Raw genomic sequence first — 19,903 nt, 5'->3', positions numbered from 1 at the left:
CATAGATGTTTCTTAACTGCCATACCTGGTTTTCTTTGCGCTACGGAACATTTTCTGTAGAAGATCTTTGTGTTCTGGCAAAAAAGAATGGAATGGAAGCCATTGCTGTAACCGACATCAACAATACTTCCGCCTGTATGAATTTTGTTAAGGAAGCCTCTGCCTTTGGATTAAAACCCCTCATAGGTATTGATTTCAGGGATGGTGTTTCCCAGCAATATGTGGGTATTGCAAGAAACAATATCGGGTTTAGACAGCTCAATGAACATCTTTCTACTCACTTGCATCAACATCGGGTATTTGAAGACAATGCACCTGAATTATCTGACTGCTTTATCATTTATCCGTTTGATAAAGTGGTTAAGACTAATAAAAAGGATTTCCGGGAAAATGAATTTATCGGTGTTTCCGTAGAAACTCTCCGACAACTAAAATTCTCAACCTACCTCCGGTTTACACACAAACTCATCCTTTTGCAAACGGTTAGCTTCCGAAATAAAAGAGATTTTAATGCTCACCGTCTTCTGCGTGCCATTGATAATAATACTCTTTTGAGCAAACTACCCAGGGAAGAGGAGGGTTCAATTAATCAGCAAATGATCTCTTTAGAGGAAATTCAAAGAGAATTTGAAGATTATCCATTCATTCTGAAAAACACCCGTAACCTGGTCGAAAGCTGTGACATTAAGTTCGGTTTTGGGAAAGACAGAATCAACCGAAATTTAAAGGTCTATGGAAGAAGCAAAGAGGAAGATGAAAACCTCCTTAAAAAACTATGTAAGGAAAATTTGTCAAAGCGATATCCCGAGACCTCTCAGATAGTATGTGAAAGGGTTGAAAAGGAGCTAACAGCGATTATTAAACTTGGGTTTGTTTCTTATTTCCTGATCAATTATGATATCATTCAATACGCCAGATCCAAAAATTACCCTTACATAGGTCGTGGAAGCGGGGCAAATTCCATTGTAGCTTATATAATTGGTATTACCAATGTCGACCCAATAGAACTGGATCTATATTTTGAACGTTTCCTGAACGAAAGCAGAAAATCTCCCCCTGATTTTGACATTGATTTTTCCTGGAAAGATCGCCAGGATGTAACTGATTACATTTTTAGGCGTCATAAGAATACGGCCTTGATGGGAACCTACGTAACCTTTAAGAGACGTGCAGTGGTAAGGGAAATAGGAAAGGTGTTTGGGCTACCAAAAGAAAACATCGACAAATTATCTGCTGGATTTTTTGATTTTGATCAATTAGATCAACTGGAAAAGCTGGTTATTAGATATAGTGGATTAATTGCCGGTTTTCCGAATTATCTTAGTGTACATTCCGGTGGTATCCTTATCCTGAATGATTCTGTTTATAATTACAGCGGTACTTTTATGCCGCCAAAGGGTTTTGCAACGGTTCAGATCGATATGAATATCAGTGAAGAAGTTGGTATTCACAAATTTGATATTCTGGCACAACGTGGACTTTCAAAAATTACAGATGCTATTGAAATTATTAAGCAGAACCAACCTGAAGCTCATATTGAAGATATTGATAATATAGCAGTTTTTAAAAATGATCCAGAAATAAATAATCTACTCAGGACAGGGGATTGCATGGGAGTTTTTTACATTGAGTCTCCTGCTATGCGTGGTTTATTTCAAAAGCTACAAACTCAAAGCTATTTAGAACTCGTTGCTGCAAGCTCTATAATTAGACCTGGTGTTTCTAACGGCGGGATGAAAGAGGAATATATTCAAAGGCACAGGAATCCGCAAAGAAGGCAGCAGGCACATCCTGTACTTTACGAAATTCTGGCTGAAACCTACGGAGTAATGGTCTATCAGGAAGATGTACTGAAAGTTGCCCACTATTTTGCAGGTCTTTCTTTTGAAGAAGCAGACGTGCTAAGGCGGGGAATGAGTGGAAAAAAAACCTCTAAAGGGCAAATTGATAAAATTGAACAAAAATTTCGGGACAATTGTAGGACACGGGGATACGATCTTACTCTTGTAAATGAGGTTTGGGATCAAATTGCTTCTTTTGCGGGTTATGCCTTTCCCAAAGGTCATTCTGCCTCTTATGCTGTGGAGAGCTATCAGAGTTTATATCTAAAGCGCTATTTCCCGTTGGAGTTTATGGTGGCAGCACTCAATAACGGTGGAGGTTTTTATGATGTGGAAACTTATATCCAGGAAATCAGAAAGTGTGGAGGAATTGTTCATGCGCCCTGTATCAATAACAGTGATCACCCTAACGTAATACGTGGCTGTGATATTTTCCTTGGGTTTGCTTACATAAAAGAGCTGGAGCTAAAGGTAATACAACGCATCCTGGAGAATCGCCAGTTTTTTGGCAGCTTTAGATCTTTGGATGATTTTATCGATCGGGTAGAGATTTCCATTGATCAGTTGAGTTTGTTACTTAAAATCAATGCCTTCAGGTTTACAGGATTGGATAAGCACCACCTGCTGTGGAAAGCTCATTTTAAGCTGAACCATAACAAAACAAATTCAATCCAGCCGTTGCTTTTTCGGACCCCACATAAAGATTTTGATCTGCCCGAATTCAGTTTTGATTTTTTGGTGGAGGCATATGACCAAATGGAGCTACTGGGTTTTCCTCTTTGCAGCCATTTTGATCTTTTAAAAAATAACCTGAAATCCGCCGTGAAAGCAAAAGATCTGAAAAATTATATTGGTAAGGAAATCTCTATTTATGGAAACCTGATAACCGCAAAAAGAACTCCCACAGTAAATAATAAATACATGTATTTCGGGACTTTTTTTGATCAACATAATGACATTTTTGACACGGTTTCTTTTCCAGGAGTAGCCGAAAAATTCCCGCTGCGCAGCAAAGGGATCTTTTTATGTTACGGAAAAGTGGTGGAGGAGTTTGGATATATCGCAGTTAGCATACAATGGATCACCCGGCAAGAGACCGCTGGAGATCCCAGAAGAACTGAAAGAAGCCGGGTATTGAAGTAGTAAATTTTGTAAACACAGAGTTGTTTCTTTATCCTCTTTAAGGACTTCTTCCCAGATTACTTTTTTATTTTCACCTGCAAATTCACTTTTCTCATAATAAGGGTGCCGGAATAAACAAAGCACTACCTCTCTATTCATATTGCTCTTTTTATCATTAGCACTGCGAGGATAAAATAATGCCTCTTTTTCGTACTACGAAATGCTGGGAAAAAGCTTTGGAGGATTTAAAAACGCCAATTCTTGAGTGCATTTTAGTGATTTTATTCTTTCAAAACTGCTCAAAACTCCGCAAAAAAAGGGGATGTTAAACTTTTTCGTAGTACGAAAGCTCTTGTGAAAAAAAGCCAGCAGGGCATATCAATTTAGCATAATGAAATTGTAACCAGCATTTTAAATGCTAAAAAAAGAATTATTATGCCAACATCTATTATTACCACAGAAGATCTTCAGGAGTTCAAAAAGGAGCTTCTGCAAGAAATCCAGTCAATGCTTACTGAGCAAAAGAATCAGAATCCAAAGAAGTGGTTAAAATCCAACGAAGTTTTAAAGCTATTAAAGATTAGTCCCGGAACTCTTCAAAACCTGAAATTCAATGGAACGCTACCCTATACCAAACTTGGGGGCATTATTTATTTCGATTCTGATGAAATTCAGAGACTAATGGTAGAGAAGAAGGTCCTTCATTAACTAATAGGAAGTGCTATGAATTACATTAAGCTCCTTAATGCGGCCTTCGAAAAATTCTACTTTGACGATCGCCTCAACCCGGCTCATATTACCCTATACCTGGCCCTGTTCCAGGAATGGAACTGCAGTAGGTTTGCTCTTGAAATTTCTGTGAATCGCAGAGACCTCATGCGTGCTGCAAAAATAGGTTCTAAATCTACCTATCACCGCTGTATCGTTAATCTTCACCATTGGGGTTATCTTATTTATTTTCCATCTAAGAGTGCATTTAAGGGTAGTAGAATCAGGATGTGCGTACTGGAAAAACAGGAAACAAAAGCAGAAGAAGATTATGACTCTTTTCTTGACGGTATTGCGAGGCAGTACAGTGCCAAAAATGCTCCCGAACAATCCCGTTACAGTCCTGTTAATGAACATCTGTCAAAACCATCCAGTCCCAATAATAAACTTGTGGTGGGATCAAATATAAACCGTTCTAAACCTGAAAAGATAAACAAACGACCAAACGACAGGAAAGAGGTTTTGTTATACTTCATTGAGAAAGGCCTTTCATCCGGGGAAGGAAAAAAGTTTTTTGATTATTACCAGGAAAAAGAGTGGAGAACAGGTGATGGAGAAGAGGTACGTGACTGGCAGGCCCTGGCACTCAGTTGGATTAAAAATACATTCAGGTATACTGGTAAGAAATTATCTAAAAAAGACAGTCTCCAAACCGCTAATATTAAGGATTATGATCAACCCCTCTAAAATAGTTGAAGGTGGGGTTGAATATAGCCTTGGCACCTTCACCGGAACGGAAATGATTTATGATTTCCCAAAGATCCTTGTTTACCTTGAAGCTAAAGGGAGGTTACTGTTTGGACAGAAATTCAAAATCATTGATGAAGATCATCAAACCTGGTACAAACTGGCTAATTATTTTATCAAAGACCAGGAGAAATGTCATAAATACAACATTGATATTCATAAAGGGATTCTACTCTCAGGTCCTGTGGGTTGTGGTAAAACCAGTATGATGCGCCTTTTGAAACACCTTGTCCCTCACCAACGTCCGTATGAAGTCATTCCGGCTCGAAATATTGTTTTCAGTTTCAACCTCATTGGCTATAAAATAATTGAAGACTATGGTAAATCTGGTCTGTTCTGTTTTGATGACCTGGGAATTGAACCGGAAGGAAAATTTTTCGGAAACGATTGTAATGTTATGGGGGAACTGCTCCTCAGTCGTCATGATTTATTTCTGAATCACAAACTAAAAACTCACCTCACTACCAACTTAAATGCTACTGAATTGGAAGAGAGGTATGGGAGCAGGCTGAGAAGCAGAATGCGGCAGGCATATAACCTGATCGCCTTTCCAAAAAATGCAAAAGACAAACGAATCTAAATATTATGTGATGAAGTTAGCGAGCTTTAATACCCAGAATTTATTCTTCCGTCATAAGGAATTGTTGAACAGGAGTAAGACTCACAATTTTGCAAATTGGCTACAGGAAATGGATGAATTAATGATAAAATTTAGAAAGACAGGATATGACCTGGACAGACTGCGGGATCTTTCTTTTCTTGTAGGTTTTGAGCATATAGACCAGTCCGGGTATGTAGTTATGCGTAGAAAAGGAGGAAATTATTATATCAAAGGTGTTCGTTTTTCCAAAGAGATGCACGCCGCACCTTACAATAACTGGAACGGTTGGATAGAAGTTGAGAATCATCCTTTGTCAACTGTTCAGACTGAGAATAAGGCACGGGTTGTTTCTGCCATAAATCCCGATCTGCTCATCCTTCAGGAGGTGGAAAGTTGCGAAGCACTAAGATTGTTTAATAAAACCCTTCTTCCACAATTTCAATGTTTTCCTTTTTACAATTACTTGTTCATTTCCGGTAATACAAATATTGGGCAAGATATGGCTTTGCTGACAAGAACTGGATATACCATGGGCAGCTCCAGAAGTCATCATTCCGTACCAGGAGAAAATAATGAACCGCTCTTTGAAAGGAACCTGCTGGAATATGAAGTTTTCTCTCCGGCTGGAGAAAGGATAACTATTATTTCTGCACATCTCACTGAGGACAACTTTAAAAAGGAAGAAAGTGATAGAAAAAGAGCTGAGCAGGCTCTTTATATTGCATCACAATATGAGCGACTGTTGACAGAGGGACAACAAAACGTCGTGGTTTGTGGGACGCTTAATGCACCATCCTATTGTTATTCCCTCTCTTCTCTGTTGCGGGATACCAGCCTTCAGGAAATAAGCAGGCATCCCAGGTTTTCTGTGGTCGCTGACCAGGGGAAAGATTCAGGGTACTACAGTCTGGGAGCCTACGGAAAAGGAATTAACTTAAAACAAAAGGATTACCTGTTGCTTTCCCCGGCACTGTTCAAAAGAATCTTATCTGCAGGAATGAGCCGAAGGGGAGTTTGGCCTCAACGTATGGCTCAATGGCCAATTTTCCCTCAAATAAGATGTGTGGAAGATGCGGCAAGCGAACATCCCGCACTCTGGGTAGAACTGGATATTTAGAAATTTAACGCCTGTTGTTTTCCGGGCTCATTTACAGGAGTAGCTGTCAAAGCTACTTCATAAGGGAAGGCAAATTTTGAAAGGTCAGCGCCATCTAGCCATTTCCCATGATCCTGTTTAGCCAGTACAACAGGCATTCTTTGCTTGTTGTTGTGAATTTTGCTCATAAGCTCGTTGGCTTCTGTAGTAAGAATGGAATAGGTGTGCTGGAGGTTATTTGTTCCCGGCTCTTTCCAATAGGAATAGATGCCGGCAAAAGCAAAAACCGGCTGCTCTTTAGATGTTAATAGATATTTTTGTTTGGTACCCCCTTTTGAATCCAGCCATTGCCACTCATAATAGCCGTCAGCAATTACTAAACAGCGGTGGTGTACTGCTTTTTGAAAGGATGGCTTTTCCTGAGCAGTTTCTATCTTTGCATTTAAAGTTTTCTTCTGTATTTCTGAACTTTTAGCCCAAAATGGAATTAACCCCCACCTGGAAAAAGTAATTTCCTGCGGGTTCTCATCGGTAATTACAGGAGTTTCATGATGTGAAAATCCGTTTATTTCTTCCTGGGGTATATAGGATTCGGGATCAATAAACACTGCTTGAAAGCTGTGTTCAATCTCCTGAAGTTTTGAATTTAGTTTGGTTCGGTAACACATGAGCATCAAGTTCCTAAATCAGATTCAGAATCCTTCTTCCAGTTCTTCCCTGAGGTCTTCAAGATAAGCTAATTCCAGTTCTGAATTAAAATAAAGATCCTGGTCTTCAGGGCTCCTTTTTATTATATCCAGTAATTCCTCAATTCTGTTGTAAATTTTTGTGAGTGTCATATCATATCATTCTTTCCACTTTTTGTATTAAGTGACTCCTTAAAAGTTTAACAAAAGTTATGCCGTCTACTTTTAAGTTTATCTAATTCTTGTGTTTGAACATGGGGTAAGATCACTTCATTCTTTTGATTTACAACTTGATAGCGTTATTCGGTCTTTTTTGTTGATTCCATAAAATTGAATTTTTTGGGTGTTAATTGTTTCGAGCTTTCATCCTCCAGTCTTTTTCCTGTTATAGATTCATTCTCGGTTTAATTCTAAAAAATCTTTCCGATGAAAAAAACTATCTACACCAGTCTTTGCTTTCTCATTTTAACAATACCTGCCTTTGCCCAGATAGGAGGTATAGAGAATTCTGTCGCCGAAATTGCGGATACAGTTAGAGCAGTATTTCCCATTATTCTAGGGGTAATTTTTCTTGTGGGTTTTCTGTTTAATGCAGGACACTTCTTCGGGGAAAATGCCGACCTGAAAAAGGGAATTACCCGCGTATTGGTCTTCGTCTTAATTGCAGGTGCAGTAGTGGGCATCTTCAGTTACCTTATTGGAATTGTAGTCTGATGAAGCGCTATGAAATTTACCGACATATCCGGGGGAAGGCCATTATCTACGGCCTTCCTGTCGGGTTGTTCGCCATAATGCTGCTTTCTGTGATCAGTTCGCTCCTGGTGATCATTTTTTCCTTTGGTATTGGTGTTATTCTTTCAGCTGTGCTGTGGAATTTAGGCCTCTACGCCTTTTTGGGTAGGTTTAACCGAAATTCCCAACTGCTCATTTATCAGGGTGTTTTTCCAAAAATGATCTCCAATAAAAAAATTACTGACCTAAACTATGAAGATTGATCTTTCCACATATCATCCCATTATAGAAGTTAGGCAGAACCTGGTTTTAGCAAATAACGGTAACCTGGTGCTCTGTTTTAAAACAGAACTTCCTGAAATATACTCTCTGTCTGAAAAAGATTTTGATGACCTGCACGGGATCTGGTTTCAGGCTCTGCGTACTCTTAAGAATGGTTTTGTGGTCCATAAGCAGGATGTGTACCGAAAGAGAAAGTACTCCGGAGAAAAGCTACAGGAGGAAAGCTTCCTGGGAAAAGCAACTCGTTATTACTTTGAGGGTCGGGAATACCTGGAGCATGAAAGCTATATGTTTTTTTGCTGGCCAAAAAATAAAACCCTTAATCATAAAAGGTTTATCAATCCTTTTAAAAAGATAACCCCAAAAGCCCTGATGGAATTAGAGGATGGACTGCAGGAGTTCACAAGAGCGGTGAATGACACGGTTTCTTTTCTCAACAACAGTAAGAAACTACAGCTCATTCCGCTGGGAGAGGAAGAAATCCTGCAGCTTTCCACTTCTTTTTTCAACGGCTACAATGAAGGATTTGATACGGATATTCTTCTTGATAAATCACAGTTACAAATTGGAAGAAACTTCTTTGAAGTTCTGGCAGTGAACAATGAGTTGTGTTTTGGTGAAGCTGTGCAATCCTCAAAAACCAACGAAAGGTATACGGCAGATGACTTTGTTTTTCACCAGGGTTTTGTAGATCGTCTTGGTTTGGATTTAGATGAAGATCATATCCTGAACCAGGTTTTTTACATGGATGATAAATCCAGGTGGCGCAGGCTTTTGGAAAGGAGAATTGAAGAACTCAAAAAGAGCAGCAATTTCGGAAGCCAAAACAAATTGGTACTGGATAGAATTCGCCACATTCTGGATCGAATTAATGAGGATGACAGTTCGAGGGTAATAAGAGGACATTTCAACGTGATTTTTTGGAATGAAGAATATAAGAACCTCCTTCGAATTGCCTCGGAAATAAAAACCCGGTTTAAAGAATTGGATATTACACCTTACTATCCACTGGGAGAGGAAAGAAAGAACTTCTTTCTGAATAGCTTCTTCTGCTTCTCCTCAAATTTTTCAAATGAAGATCTCTTTGTGACTGATCTAAAACACGCTCTCTGTCTGCTTGTCAACAACACCAATTACAAAAGCGATAAACAGGGGATCATATTTAATGATAGGCAACACAATATTCCGGTAATTAAGGATGTGTGGGATGAGGACAAGAAAAGGATAAAGGCCAGGAATTTTGCCATTTTCGCCCCTACAGGAGAAGGTAAATCTTTTCTGGCCAATAACATTCTCAGGCAGTTTTTTGAAGATGGGGTACGGCTTGTAATAATTGACCTGGGAGGTTCTTATAATAAATTTGCCATGCTTTACCCCCAGGATCATCTTATCCTAAGATATGAGCAGGGGAAAAACCTTGGTATTAACCCGTTTTTCATCAATGGCACCAGGGATCTGGGACCACAGCATCTTGAAGATCTCACCATATTTCTTCTGGAATTGTTTGCCACCGGAGAGCTGCTCGACAAGGCGCGGGAGGTTGCCATGAAGAAAATTCTGAAACATTACTACCATAGCGTAGCCCGGGGACATTCCATGGAAAGTTTTTATGATTTTATTGAAGCAAAACAGAAGACACTTCTGAAGGATCTACAGATTCACCGCGATTATTTTGATCTGGAAAACTTCCTGCACATCATGTCTGAATATGTGAAAGGTGGACTTTACAGTTTTCTTTTCGAGATAAGCGAAGATCAAAGCTTTAGACTGGAAGAAAAGCGGCTCATTGTCTTCGAATTGGATGAGATAAAGGATAATAAAGAAATCCTGTCTGTCATGCTAAAGCTCATCAAGTCTGCAATTCAACGCACCATCTGGCAAAACAGGAATGAGAAAGGTATAATTCTGTTCGATGAATTCGCAAAACAATTAAAATTCGGGAATGTACTGGAGAGCGTGGAATTTTATTACCAGGCGATCAGGAAACAAAACGGGGCTATCGGTATCATCCTGCAATCCATCAATCAGTTACCTGAAAATGCAACTTCAGCCAGTATTTTAGAAAATACCCAGGTCATTTACAGCTTACACAATGAGAAAGGATATGACCAGCTTCAGAAAAGGTTAAACCTCTCATCCCACGACCTGAACCAGCTTAAATCCATTAAAAATAATCTTTCCGGGGAGCAAAAGTATACAGAAATGTTTATCAAGATCGGTAGACAGAGTAACATCTTCAGGCTCGAAGTTCCTCCCGAGGTATATGCTGCTTACCTCACAGACGGGCAGGAGAATAGCCGCCTTATGCAGCTTTATGAACAAACAGGTTCCATGGAAAAAGCAATTGGATTATTCATCAAAAAACCATAAGATCATGAAAGCAAAAATTATCCTTTTTTTTATGTTGGCTCTGTGCAGTCAGGGCCACTCACAGGGAATGCCGGTGTATGACAACACCAACTTTATCTCCCTGGCCAAGTCCCTTGTAGAATCTGCTAAACAAACTTCCCAGCTTTTAAAGACGGTTGAATTTCTAAACGAGCAGAAACAACGCATCGAGCAGGTAAATAGTGTCATAAAACAAGTCAGGGCTGTTAAGGAAATCATCAGGAATAATCAGGAGTTAGTAAAGATTGTACAATATGACCTTGAGGAGGTTCTCAATTCTCCGTTCATTCAACCTGAGGAGATTGAGCGGGTAACGGTTTCCTTTCATAGCTTAATGGACATTGCCAAGCAGGATATGGAGTTCATGCAACAATTGTTGACCAGCAACCTTCTAAAAATGACAGATGCTGAACGTCTTGCCATCCTGGAAGCCCAAAAAGAAAGATCCCGGGAAATGATTGCCGAAGTGAGACTCCGCACCAAAAGATTCAAAACCATTATTTCCTTCAGGGAAATGCAATCAAAGATCAATAACCGGACGATTAATTTTTGAAAATGTAAGAATGTTTTTGACAATAGGGCTTGAGTACGTCGATGCGGTGTTTAGCACCATCAAGGAAAGCAGTTTTTCCCAGTACACCATCATGGGCATGAAATCGCTGGCCATCCTTCTGTTTCTGGTTAATATAATTAAAAAGTATAATGAAGGTGCAGTAAGTAATGATGGGTATACCTGGGGATTAAGCCCCACGGAATTATTAAAAAACTTTGTGGTAGTTCTGGTGGTAATATTCTCTACTCAGGTACTGGATTTCTTTGACAGCCTTCTGGTAAGTATCGAAATGGAGTACCGGAATACGGCTCCGGCACTTCTTCCCCTTCAGCTACAGGAGATGGAGATTGAGGAGGATATCAATTTTGTTGAGGCAGGAACAAAAGCCTTGAGCATGCTCTATGAATACCTGGTGACGCCATTTTATCCCATGAAGGTGGTGGCTTTTATCATTAGTATCTTTTTATGGATCATGGACCTTTTTATATATCCTCTCTTCCTGGCCGAGCGCTACTTTCTCCTGGGGCTCATGCAGGCATTTTTTCCACTGGTGATCAGTTTATCGGTTTTTGAAAGATTCAGGGAGATCGGCTACAGGTTCTTTCGCCTCTATGCTGCTGTATATATGATTGTTCCGGCATTTTTTCTTGTCAATGTTTTTGTAAACCTCCTTTATGAAGAAATCAATACGAATTTTTGGGGAAACCTCCTGGGTACCGGTACAGAAGCCGGGGTTTTTGCTCCCATTGTTCAGCTGGGATCTGTAGGCTTTATTGTCTTTCTCAAATTTAAGCTCTACCGAAGAGCGATTTCATTCACCTTCAGGCTTTTTGCCTCGTAATTCCATTCTAAAGATGAAAACACCATATAAAAATATTTATTCGGTTTTAAAAATCAACCGTTTTATTGTGATGTCGGTAGTCTCCCTGGCATTCTTAAGCAGTGCTTTATCGCTGTGGTCGGTTTTTAATTTGAATCAGAAGATGCTTAACAGCATGTTTGCCGTAAATACCGATGGGAGTGTAATTCCACTTAAACTCTCAAGTGCCAAAGAAAACCTGGAGGTAGAGGCTCTCGCCCACCTTGAAATGTTTCATCAGTATTTTTACGGAATAGATGCCAGTAATTATGAAAACCATCTGGAAAAGGCACTATGGCTGGGGAATAGCTCAGTTGATAATATCTATCGGCAAAAGAAAGCTGATGGTTTATACAACCGATTAATTCAATATTCCCTTGTACAGAAGGTTCAAAGTGTAAAGTCAGATCTTGATCTTAATCAGGAACCTTATGAATTTAGAACTACCACCATTTTTGAGATTAATAGGGGAAAAGTTCTGGATGAATATGAACTCATTACCACAGGAAAACTAATTCATGTTGACCGACATTTTCCTCGCAATTCGCATGGACTATTAATAACAGATTTTTTTGAACACAGCTTAAAGAAATTATCCGATGAAACCAGATAAAAAGAAGATAGTATTTGTGTGCATAATTATTATTGTATTGCTTTTTATTGGTAGCTACAGTATGCTCATTTCTATGGATCAGGAGGTGTCTGAAAGTTTGCAGCAACCTTTAATTCCTCATTTGGAAGAAGAGCAGGAGACTTATTCTTCAAAAATTGAAGCAGTGGATGCTATTAAAGAGGAACGGGAGAGAAATATTCCAAATGTTTATACCGAAAGGTATCTGGACTCCCTGGATGCATACACTCCCGCAATTGAGCAGGAGCAGCGGGAATGGGTGATCGATAGTACGGTTTTGATTGGAATTGTAAGGCAAAACAATAATCAGAATGTACCTGAGGTCTTGAATGATGATAAAACCATTTCTGAAGATACAGCCTTATCCCGGAAGATCAGGTTGGAAGATTTATCTGCAGGCCATGCCAATTTCTTTCTTAGTGCAGTAACCGCCAAAGTAACTGATGACCCTGGCAGTGATTTACAGGTTGAATTTCAGGCTGAAGTAAACGGAACACAGGTTCTAAGGTCTGGAGACAGGCTGGAACTTATTTCAATTGAGGATTTCCACATTGGGGAAAAAATTATTCCAAAAAATTCCCTGCTGTACGGTTTTGTCAGACTTCATGTGAACAGGATACATATTGAAATTACTCATGTAGAAGGCACCCCAATAAAGCTGAAGGCATTTGATCATCAGGACAGCAACGAAGGTATATACATAAAGAATAGTTTTAGGGCGGAGGCGGGAAAGGAGGTGCTTGATGATCTCGTTCAGGGTGTAAACATTTCGGGGTTTCCTCAAATAGGAGGGGTGAAAAACTTGTTTAGGAAAAGCAATCGCAATCTAAAGGTGACAATACTCGATCAATATCAACTTCTATTAAAAACAGAAAAATGAAAACACTATTTGTAATATTAGTAAGTCTTTTTGCTCTTAGTGTAAAGGGACAAAGCAGGGACACAATTTTTGCCAATGAACATCATAACGTGGCGCTATTCTTTCCGGAAAAGATTCGTCAGGCAGTAGTGGGAGCAGAGAATTTTGTGTTTAGCTATAATCAGGAACATCCCCAGTATTTCGGTCTATTGAAGGGTTCCACAGGGAAAAGCACAAATCTTTTGGCCGTTACTTTGGATGGCCAAATCTATTCTTACATTTTGAAGTACGCAACGGAATTGCCAAAAATAACTTACTTCATAGGCACAGGAGAATCCGTAGGCAATGAACAACCAGCTACCATTACAGAAGAAAAGACTCCAGTTCGATCAAAGAATTCTAAAGATAGTATTCAGAGAGTCAATTATCTTGAGAAACTTTCAGCCTATTATTGTTCCATTTCTAAAGGAAACCTGAAGCACAAAAAGACAGATGGCATTGTTTTGAAGGTGAAGGATGTATTCTATAATCAAAAGGATGTATTTGTTATTTTCGAAATAGTGAATAAATCAACTATCGAGTTTGAACCTGAATTTTTGAAACTTTTCTTATCCACTGGAAATAGACGACGAAACGCTTCTTACCAGAAACTTCTTCAGCAGCCACTCTACACATATAAATTTCCGGAGATTGTTTTGCCGGGACAACGTAAAAGGTTTGTATATGTTTTTCCTAAATTCACTATTGGTGATAAGGATGAAATGGTCGTGGAATTAAGGGAAACAATGGGCAACAGGTTAGTAAGACTGAAGTTCAAAAAGTAGCCTTATAAAAAATTCCAAATAAGGCTTTCCGTATATGGTTGTACTCTGTTAATACTATATTAGCATCATCTACTGGTTCTTAAAAGGGATTGAGTATAGCGAAGGTTTGAAAAAAGCTATTTTTCCATATAATCCTGCCAGGTAACAAGGATGAATTTTTTCTTCCCATTCTCTATTTTGGTAAGAAAACCATATTCGTATATGAAAAGATATACATCCCCTTTTTTGTTTTTCCAGTAGTGAGTGAAGAAATTAGGATCAAAGCCTTTATCAAACAGAATTTGAGCACGAACTGTAGCTTTCCCTGATTTATTAAACAGCTTCAATATTTTTCTATTCGTCTTTAGTTGCTGGTCAACTTTTGAAAAGAAACCAGCATCTCCCTTACGCTTTTTTTCATAATGCCAGGCACTTTTACAATAAGGATCACAGAATTTTTTATCTGTTCGTCCTTCCAGCTTTCGGTTACAAGCTAAACAAGTGGTCTGGCTCCTCATTTCATCATCCGGTTTAGTCGTATAATATACGGATATTAAACGTTTTAATAATTTTCCTGATCTACTTTTATTTCTAAAATAACATCATGGATAGGAAGTTTGTAACTCTAAAAAATTTAATGATAGGGCAGGATAAATGTATTGGTCTTAAATTCTTTGCCGACAAAGTAGTACAGGCTCTGGTAAATAATTTACCAGGGGTGAAATGGAGTGAGGAGTTTAGCATGAATTATATTCTAAATACTCCTTCAAATCTGGACCTTGTTTTTACAACTTTTAGGGGAGTAGCCTGGATTGATTGTAATCACTTTTACGCTAGAAGTAATTTTGGCAAGGAATTACAGCCGGTAGATATTAAAACACTTCAAAAAAGGAAGCCGGTACCTGGGAAAGAGTTATGTCCCGAAGCCTATCTGCAAAAACTCCAGTTAAAGCGCTATGCCGAAAGTACGATTAAAACTTATGTCTCTTGCTTTGAGACCTTCATGAATCATTACAGTGATAGAAACGTTCAGGATCTTAATGAAAATGATATACGTCAATACCTTCAAAAACTAATAAGAGAAGGAGCCTCTCATTCCTATATTAATCAAGCCATTAATGCCATTAAATTTTATTACGAGATTGTTCTGGAAATGCCAAACCGATTTTATGCAGTAGAAAGACCCAGGGCAGAGGAGAAGCTGCCCGAGGTTTTGGCCAAAGGGGAGGTGCTAAAAATAATTAATAATACAAACAATATCAAGCATCGTTGTATAGTGAGTCTGTTGTATTCGGCGGGGCTTAGAAGAGGCGAAGTACTCAATCTACGAATGGATGACATAGATAGCAAGAGGATGGTAATTAAAGTAAGGTCGGGCAAGGGTAATAAAGACCGCTATACCATACTTTCTGAAAAAATTTTATATGATCTCAGAAAATATTTTCTCGAATGGCGACCAAATGAGTATTTATTTGAAGGTCCAAAAGGTGAAAAATATTCTGCTGAAAGCATTGTTAAAATAGTAAAAGAAGCTTCTAAAAGAGCAGGAATTCGTAAACGAGTAACTCCGCACATGTTGAGACATTCATTTGCTACTCATTTATTAGAGAGTGGAACAGATTTACGTTATATCCAGGTGCTTTTAGGACATAAAAGCACGAAAACCACTGAAATATACACTCATGTGGCCACAAATATTTTTTTCAAAATTAAAAATCCGCTAGATTAGCCAATAAAGTACAATAAAGACAAAGTATATATAAATGTACTGGTGCTTTTATTCGTACGTTGTACAAAATGCCGCGGACTGAAAATATAAGAGCGAATTTTCAGAAGTGAAATTCAAAAAAAAAAGAAGAATTGAAAATGCCATTTTTGAGAGGTAAGTAAAATTAACTTTTAAATTAAAGATCAGCGGATTTTCACTCTAACGGATTTAATTAAAAAAAACGAATTTCATCAAATTATTCAGCGGAATTACCACTCAGACCGAGGAACCTTGTTCTCAGATAAACAAGAAATATTGAATTTCAATTGAATGATTGGTCTTACTCAGTCGTAATCAGATAAAAATCAAAATTTGAAGAAGTCGAAAATTATTATCTCAACCAGGAGAATAAAAAATAATATAAAAACGGCTTACTCATATGTGCGGCACATTTGTACAACAATGCTAACAAAAATGGCTTTTTTGAAGGATAATTTCCTACTTTTAATTCCATAAGAAAGAAATTGTTACGCCGGAAAAGTGGAACTTCCCTACTCGCCACTTTCGTTAACCGGGACGTTGTACAAAATGCCGCGGACTGAAAATATAAGAGCGAATTTTCAGAAGTGAAATTCAAAAAAAAAGAAGAATTGAAAATGCCATTTTTGAGAGGTAAGTAAAATTAACTTTTAAATTAAAGATCAGCGGATTTTCACTCTAACGGATTTAATTAAAAAAAACGAATTTCATCAAATTATTCAGCGGAATTACCACTCAGACCGAGGAACCTTGTTCTCAGATAAACAAGAAATATTGAATTTTAATTGAATGATTGGTCTTACTCAGTCGTAATCAGATAAAAATCAAAATTTGAAGAAGTCGAAAATTATTATCTCAACCAGGAGAATAAAAAATAATATAAAAACGGCTTACTCATATGTGCGGCACATTTGTACAACAATGGTTAACAAAAATGGCTTTTTTGAAGGATAATTTCCTACTTTTAATTCCATAAGAAAGAAATCGTTACGCCGGACAAGTGGAACTTCCCTACTCGCCACTTTCGTTAACCGGGACGTTGTAAGCAATTTAACGCAACGAAAAAAACTTTTGACATCAACAAATAAATAGAGAGTTATGAAAAAAATAATTTTAGGATTTTTGACAATCGGAATTTTGTTATCGTGCAATAAAGATGATGATAGCGAAATCAATATCAATGAACAAAATTTCCTAATTTTTGGACATTTTTATGGAGAATGCGTTGGAGAAGATTGTGTCGAAACCTTTAAACTAACTGACAAATCACTTTTCGAAGATACAGTTGATGACTACAACGGACAAAATATGGAATTTGTTGAATTAGATAATGATTTGTTCGAACAAGTCAAAAACCTAACCAATTTCTTTCCAAATCAACTTCTGAATCAAAATGAAACTGTTTTTGGATGTCCAGATTGTGCTGACGGAGGTGGACTATTTATCCAATACTCAGAAAATGGAAATATAAAAAGTTGGAGAATTGACCAAGTCAAAAGTAATATCCCAGATTATCTACATAATTTTATAGACAAAGTGAACGAAAAAATAACTTTAATAAACGAATAAAAACTGCTTACAATAACTAAGCGTTCGTGTGGCCGGTACGGCCCAACATGAACGCCCTGTTGACTGAACCGGTTCTTTGCTGGTTGTCCTATATGGGTTTTAGTCTATTTTTTAGAGGTGTGATTTGGGAAGGTGGAAGGTTGAGCTATTTTTCAGTCCCGGTAAATTTTGGAAGTAAATGGAGATTTTACTCTCCACTTATGTTTTCTATTCTGGTTGATTCGATTTTTTCAGTTGTTTTGTTCCCTTTTGACAATAGATCTCCTGTTACACCGTAAAGCAGCGTTGATCGGGAGGGCTATTTCTTGTGTGTTTTAATTTCTTTCAGCCATTGAACCGGAGGTCCGCGTGCAGTAAAAGTGGTAAGCGTAATGAGATTTCCTTTTTTACAGGTCGGGCAAACCCGGTGTTGTAAGGGTTTTTTTTTCTTTAAATGGGCAGGGCCTAAAGTTTCCTGTAATTCCGGAAGGCTGTTCCTTTTGTGATAGGAGCTTAAGATTCCATAATGGCGGATCCGAACAAAGCCTTTTGGAAGAACGTGTAGAGCAAAACGCCTGATGAACTCTGCATCTGGCAACTGGAGCATTGACTTTTTTCCGCCGTGTCGATAATCCTTGACAGTAAAAGTGACCTTATTGTCCTGTAGCTGTTTTATACGGTGGTTGCTTATGGCGATTTTATGGGTATAGCGACCAAGATATTCCACTACCTGTGGAGGACCTAAAAACGGACGTTTACAATATACTACCCATTCATTTTTAAACAGGCTTTCATAGAAGCTTGTGGATTGGGGTTCCAGTTCCTTCCGAAGGGCAGCCACAAAGCGAGCCCTGAAGACTTTACTCATAGCCTTCACCGGGAACAGATATTTGCCATTGTTCGTGGCCGGTTTCCATTTGCCTGATTTTGTAATCCCTCCACCGGGTATAATACAATGCAGATGGGGGTGCAGGGAGAGGTTTTGTCCCCAGGTGTGCAGGATTGCGATCATCCCAGGATTGGCTCCAAGGAACTTTGGGTTTGATGCAAAGCCTTTGATTACCTGCCAGGCTGTTTTGAACAACAGGCTATACATCTGTTTTGGCTCATACAGGCATAAGTGGTTAAGCTCACAAGGAAGGGTAAAGACCACGTGGAAGTAAGGCACTTTGAGGAGCTCTTCTTCCCGTGCCCTGATCCATTCTTCCCTTTTGTGCCCCTGGCACTTTGGACAATGCCGGTTGCGGCAACTGTTGTAGCTAAGGTGTAAACGTTGGCAGAAAGGATTGAGACAGCGGTCGATGTGACCACCCAGAGCAGCAGTACGGCATTTTCGCACCGCATGCAGGGTTCTGAGCTGCCAGCTGTTGGCACAATGATCAGCTAAGACCTCCTGGTTACGCTCTAACACCTGAGCTACTTCGTAAGTAGCAGATGCCATTACTATTTGTTGTACAGCCTGTCTAGCGGACTGAACGGCTTTTGCCTACCCAATTGTGCCACGTGAAGATAGGTTAAGGTGGTTTGGATATCTGCATGCCCCAAAAGATCCTTTACGCTCATGATATCCAGTCCCATTTCCAATAGGTGTGTCGCATAGCTATGACGAAGGCTGTGAGTGGTGATCTCTTTTTGGATACCGCTATGTTTGCGTGCCTCCCGTACGATCCATTGAACTCCTCGTGTGGACAAGGCAGTGGGATTATTTTCCCTGTCATAGCCATTGAAGCACCAGGTCGAAGGATTCTCTGCTGTAATGTACTTTTTCAGGCCACGGATCTGCAGCTTTGATAGAGGGACATATCGGTCTTTACGTCCTTTGCCCTGACGGATGTGGAGCATTTTTCGATCAAAATCCAGATCCCTGAGCTGAAGGTTGCGCAGTTCGAAACAACGAAGGCCACAGCCATAAAGCATAGCAAGGACCAGGCGGTGTTTAAGAAGTTTTGGTGCTTTTAGAAGTTGCTTTACCTCACTACGGCTCAGTACCACCGGAAGCTTGTTGGGTCGTTCGATGGACGGAAGAATCACCTGCATCTCTTGCATTCCACACATACGATAAGCATACCTAAGGCCGTAAATGGTATGTTTAAAGAAACTGTCGGATAGTGTTTTATGCTGTGATTTTAAAACGTGCAGGTAATCCAGAATTTGTTCCTCATCAAGATCAAGAGGACTGCACTTAAAATGAAGGGTTAGGTGCGCAAGGCAGCGGGAATAGTTGGTAAGGGTACTTTGACTTTTACCGGCCAGTTCAACAGACCGTTTTAATTTGCGGTACAATTCATTAAACTCAGGTACAGAATTACAGGCCCTATCAATGAGAGTGCTACTTTTTTTTCATAACTTTCAATGTTTATTATTAGATACTTAAAGGTAGTGAATAGTGATCGAAAGGTTTCTTGAAGCTACCTTTAGGTTTAGTTCAACAATGGCTATAAGTAATTGCTTGTTCTCGCCTACTTCTGAAAATCCTCGCGGATTTTCAGTTTGGTGTGTATTTGCAAAGTTTCGTGCCAACCCACGCAACTACTCATAGCCGAGACCGTTATGTGCAAGCAGAATATACTTCAAGAATGATATCAAAATTCTTCTCTAAACTTCATCAAAAGCTAAAGTCGAAAGCTTGACTAAAAAAAA

20 protein-coding genes are annotated in these 19,903 nt (G+C 39.0%); 15 read left to right on the top strand and 5 right to left on the bottom strand.

Annotation, left to right across the window (positions count from 1 at the left end):
* Window positions 1-5: 5 nt before the first annotated feature.
* From V5739_RS03550 to V5739_RS03530, 5 genes are all read left to right on the top strand, one after another.
* Entirely contained in the window at window positions 6-2,984 is a 2,979-nt protein-coding gene (locus V5739_RS03550) for a DNA polymerase III subunit alpha (protein WP_423819665.1), read from the top strand.
* 414 nt (window positions 2,985-3,398) lie between these two features.
* A complete protein-coding gene (locus V5739_RS03545) occupies window positions 3,399-3,671 on the top strand; it encodes a helix-turn-helix domain-containing protein (RefSeq protein ID WP_423819664.1) in 273 nt (90 codons plus the stop codon).
* Window positions 3,672-3,686: 15 nt separating this feature from the next.
* On the top strand, window positions 3,687-4,418 hold the full coding sequence (locus V5739_RS03540) for a hypothetical protein (protein WP_423819663.1): 732 nt from the start codon (window positions 3,687-3,689) through the stop codon (window positions 4,416-4,418).
* On the top strand, window positions 4,402-5,058 hold the full coding sequence (locus tag V5739_RS03535; protein WP_423819662.1) for an ATPase: 657 nt from the start codon (window positions 4,402-4,404) through the stop codon (window positions 5,056-5,058). Before V5739_RS03540 ends, V5739_RS03535 begins: the two co-directional genes overlap by 17 nt.
* On the top strand, window positions 5,036-6,196 hold the full coding sequence (locus tag V5739_RS03530; RefSeq protein WP_423819661.1) for a hypothetical protein: 1,161 nt from the start codon (window positions 5,036-5,038) through the stop codon (window positions 6,194-6,196). The genes V5739_RS03535 and V5739_RS03530 overlap by 23 nt, the downstream gene beginning before the upstream one ends.
* Here the strand turns inward: V5739_RS03530 and V5739_RS03525 are convergent.
* Window positions 6,193-6,843: an SOS response-associated peptidase gene (locus V5739_RS03525; RefSeq protein ID WP_423819660.1), complete on the bottom strand. Its 651-nt coding sequence runs from the start codon at window positions 6,841-6,843 to the stop codon at window positions 6,193-6,195. The genes V5739_RS03530 and V5739_RS03525 overlap by 4 nt on opposite strands.
* Window positions 6,844-6,867: 24 nt before the next feature.
* A complete protein-coding gene (locus V5739_RS03520; RefSeq protein WP_423819659.1) occupies window positions 6,868-7,014 on the bottom strand; it encodes a hypothetical protein in 147 nt (48 codons plus the stop codon).
* Between the two features lie 273 nt (window positions 7,015-7,287).
* On the opposite strand from V5739_RS03520, the gene V5739_RS03515 reads away from it, so the two are divergent.
* The 8 genes from V5739_RS03515 to V5739_RS03480 are packed head-to-tail and all read left to right on the top strand — an operon-like array spanning window position 7,288 to window position 13,989.
* The gene (locus V5739_RS03515) at window positions 7,288-7,575 is read left to right on the top strand and encodes a hypothetical protein (protein WP_423819658.1); all 288 of its coding nucleotides are present in this window, start codon (window positions 7,288-7,290) and stop codon (window positions 7,573-7,575) included.
* Window positions 7,575-7,856, top strand: coding sequence for a hypothetical protein (locus V5739_RS03510; protein ID WP_423819657.1), 282 nt, complete (start codon window positions 7,575-7,577; stop codon window positions 7,854-7,856). The genes V5739_RS03515 and V5739_RS03510 overlap by 1 nt, the downstream gene beginning before the upstream one ends.
* Window positions 7,846-10,245 carry a TraG family conjugative transposon ATPase gene (locus V5739_RS03505; protein WP_423819656.1) on the top strand — a complete coding sequence of 800 codons (2,400 nt, stop codon included), beginning with the start codon at window positions 7,846-7,848 and terminating at the stop codon, window positions 10,243-10,245. The genes V5739_RS03510 and V5739_RS03505 overlap by 11 nt, the downstream gene beginning before the upstream one ends.
* A 4-nt stretch (window positions 10,246-10,249) precedes the next feature.
* Complete coding sequence (locus V5739_RS03500; RefSeq protein ID WP_423819655.1) at window positions 10,250-10,816, top strand: conjugal transfer protein; 567 nt, start codon at window positions 10,250-10,252, stop codon at window positions 10,814-10,816.
* A 10-nt stretch (window positions 10,817-10,826) separates the two neighbouring features.
* A complete protein-coding gene (locus V5739_RS03495; RefSeq protein ID WP_423819654.1) occupies window positions 10,827-11,657 on the top strand; it encodes a hypothetical protein in 831 nt (276 codons plus the stop codon).
* A 13-nt stretch (window positions 11,658-11,670) separates the two neighbouring features.
* Window positions 11,671-12,288, top strand: coding sequence for a conjugal transfer protein TraK (locus tag V5739_RS03490; RefSeq protein WP_423819653.1), 618 nt, complete (start codon window positions 11,671-11,673; stop codon window positions 12,286-12,288).
* Window positions 12,275-13,186, top strand: a complete 912-nt coding sequence (traM, locus tag V5739_RS03485; RefSeq protein WP_423819652.1) for a conjugative transposon protein TraM — start codon at window positions 12,275-12,277, stop codon at window positions 13,184-13,186. The genes V5739_RS03490 and traM overlap by 14 nt, the downstream gene beginning before the upstream one ends.
* The gene (locus tag V5739_RS03480; RefSeq protein ID WP_423819651.1) at window positions 13,183-13,989 is read left to right on the top strand and encodes a DUF4138 domain-containing protein; all 807 of its coding nucleotides are present in this window, start codon (window positions 13,183-13,185) and stop codon (window positions 13,987-13,989) included. Before traM ends, V5739_RS03480 begins: the two co-directional genes overlap by 4 nt.
* A gap of 116 nt (window positions 13,990-14,105) precedes the next feature.
* Here the strand turns inward: V5739_RS03480 and V5739_RS03475 are convergent, their stop codons facing one another.
* Window positions 14,106-14,486: a hypothetical protein gene (locus tag V5739_RS03475; protein ID WP_423819650.1), complete on the bottom strand. Its 381-nt coding sequence runs from the start codon at window positions 14,484-14,486 to the stop codon at window positions 14,106-14,108.
* A gap of 86 nt (window positions 14,487-14,572) precedes the next feature.
* Here V5739_RS03475 and xerA point away from each other — a divergent pair, with 86 nt between their 5' ends.
* Together xerA and V5739_RS03465 are read left to right on the top strand one after the other, a co-directional pair.
* Window positions 14,573-15,697 (top strand): site-specific tyrosine recombinase/integron integrase, encoded by a 1,125-nt coding sequence (gene xerA / locus V5739_RS03470; RefSeq protein WP_423819649.1) that lies wholly within the window; start codon window positions 14,573-14,575, stop codon window positions 15,695-15,697.
* A gap of 1,116 nt (window positions 15,698-16,813) precedes the next feature.
* Entirely contained in the window at window positions 16,814-17,284 is a 471-nt protein-coding gene (locus V5739_RS03465) for a hypothetical protein (RefSeq protein ID WP_423819648.1), read from the top strand.
* A 298-nt stretch (window positions 17,285-17,582) separates the two neighbouring features.
* Here V5739_RS03465 and V5739_RS03460 read toward each other — a convergent pair whose 3' ends face one another.
* Together V5739_RS03460 and V5739_RS03455 are read right to left on the bottom strand one after the other, a co-directional pair.
* Window positions 17,583-18,704 (bottom strand): IS91 family transposase, encoded by a 1,122-nt coding sequence (locus V5739_RS03460; protein WP_423819647.1) that lies wholly within the window; start codon window positions 18,702-18,704, stop codon window positions 17,583-17,585.
* Window positions 18,705-18,706: 2 nt separating this feature from the next.
* Window positions 18,707-19,546: a tyrosine-type recombinase/integrase gene (locus tag V5739_RS03455; protein ID WP_423819646.1), complete on the bottom strand. Its 840-nt coding sequence runs from the start codon at window positions 19,544-19,546 to the stop codon at window positions 18,707-18,709.
* Between the last annotated feature and the right edge of the window lie 357 nt (window positions 19,547-19,903).

The sequence above is a fragment of the Salinimicrobium sp. TIG7-5_MAKvit genome (assembly GCF_049569215.1).
Lineage (GTDB): Bacteria > Bacteroidota > Bacteroidia > Flavobacteriales > Flavobacteriaceae > Salinimicrobium > Salinimicrobium profundisediminis.
This window is presented reverse-complemented; position numbering and strand designations above follow the sequence as displayed.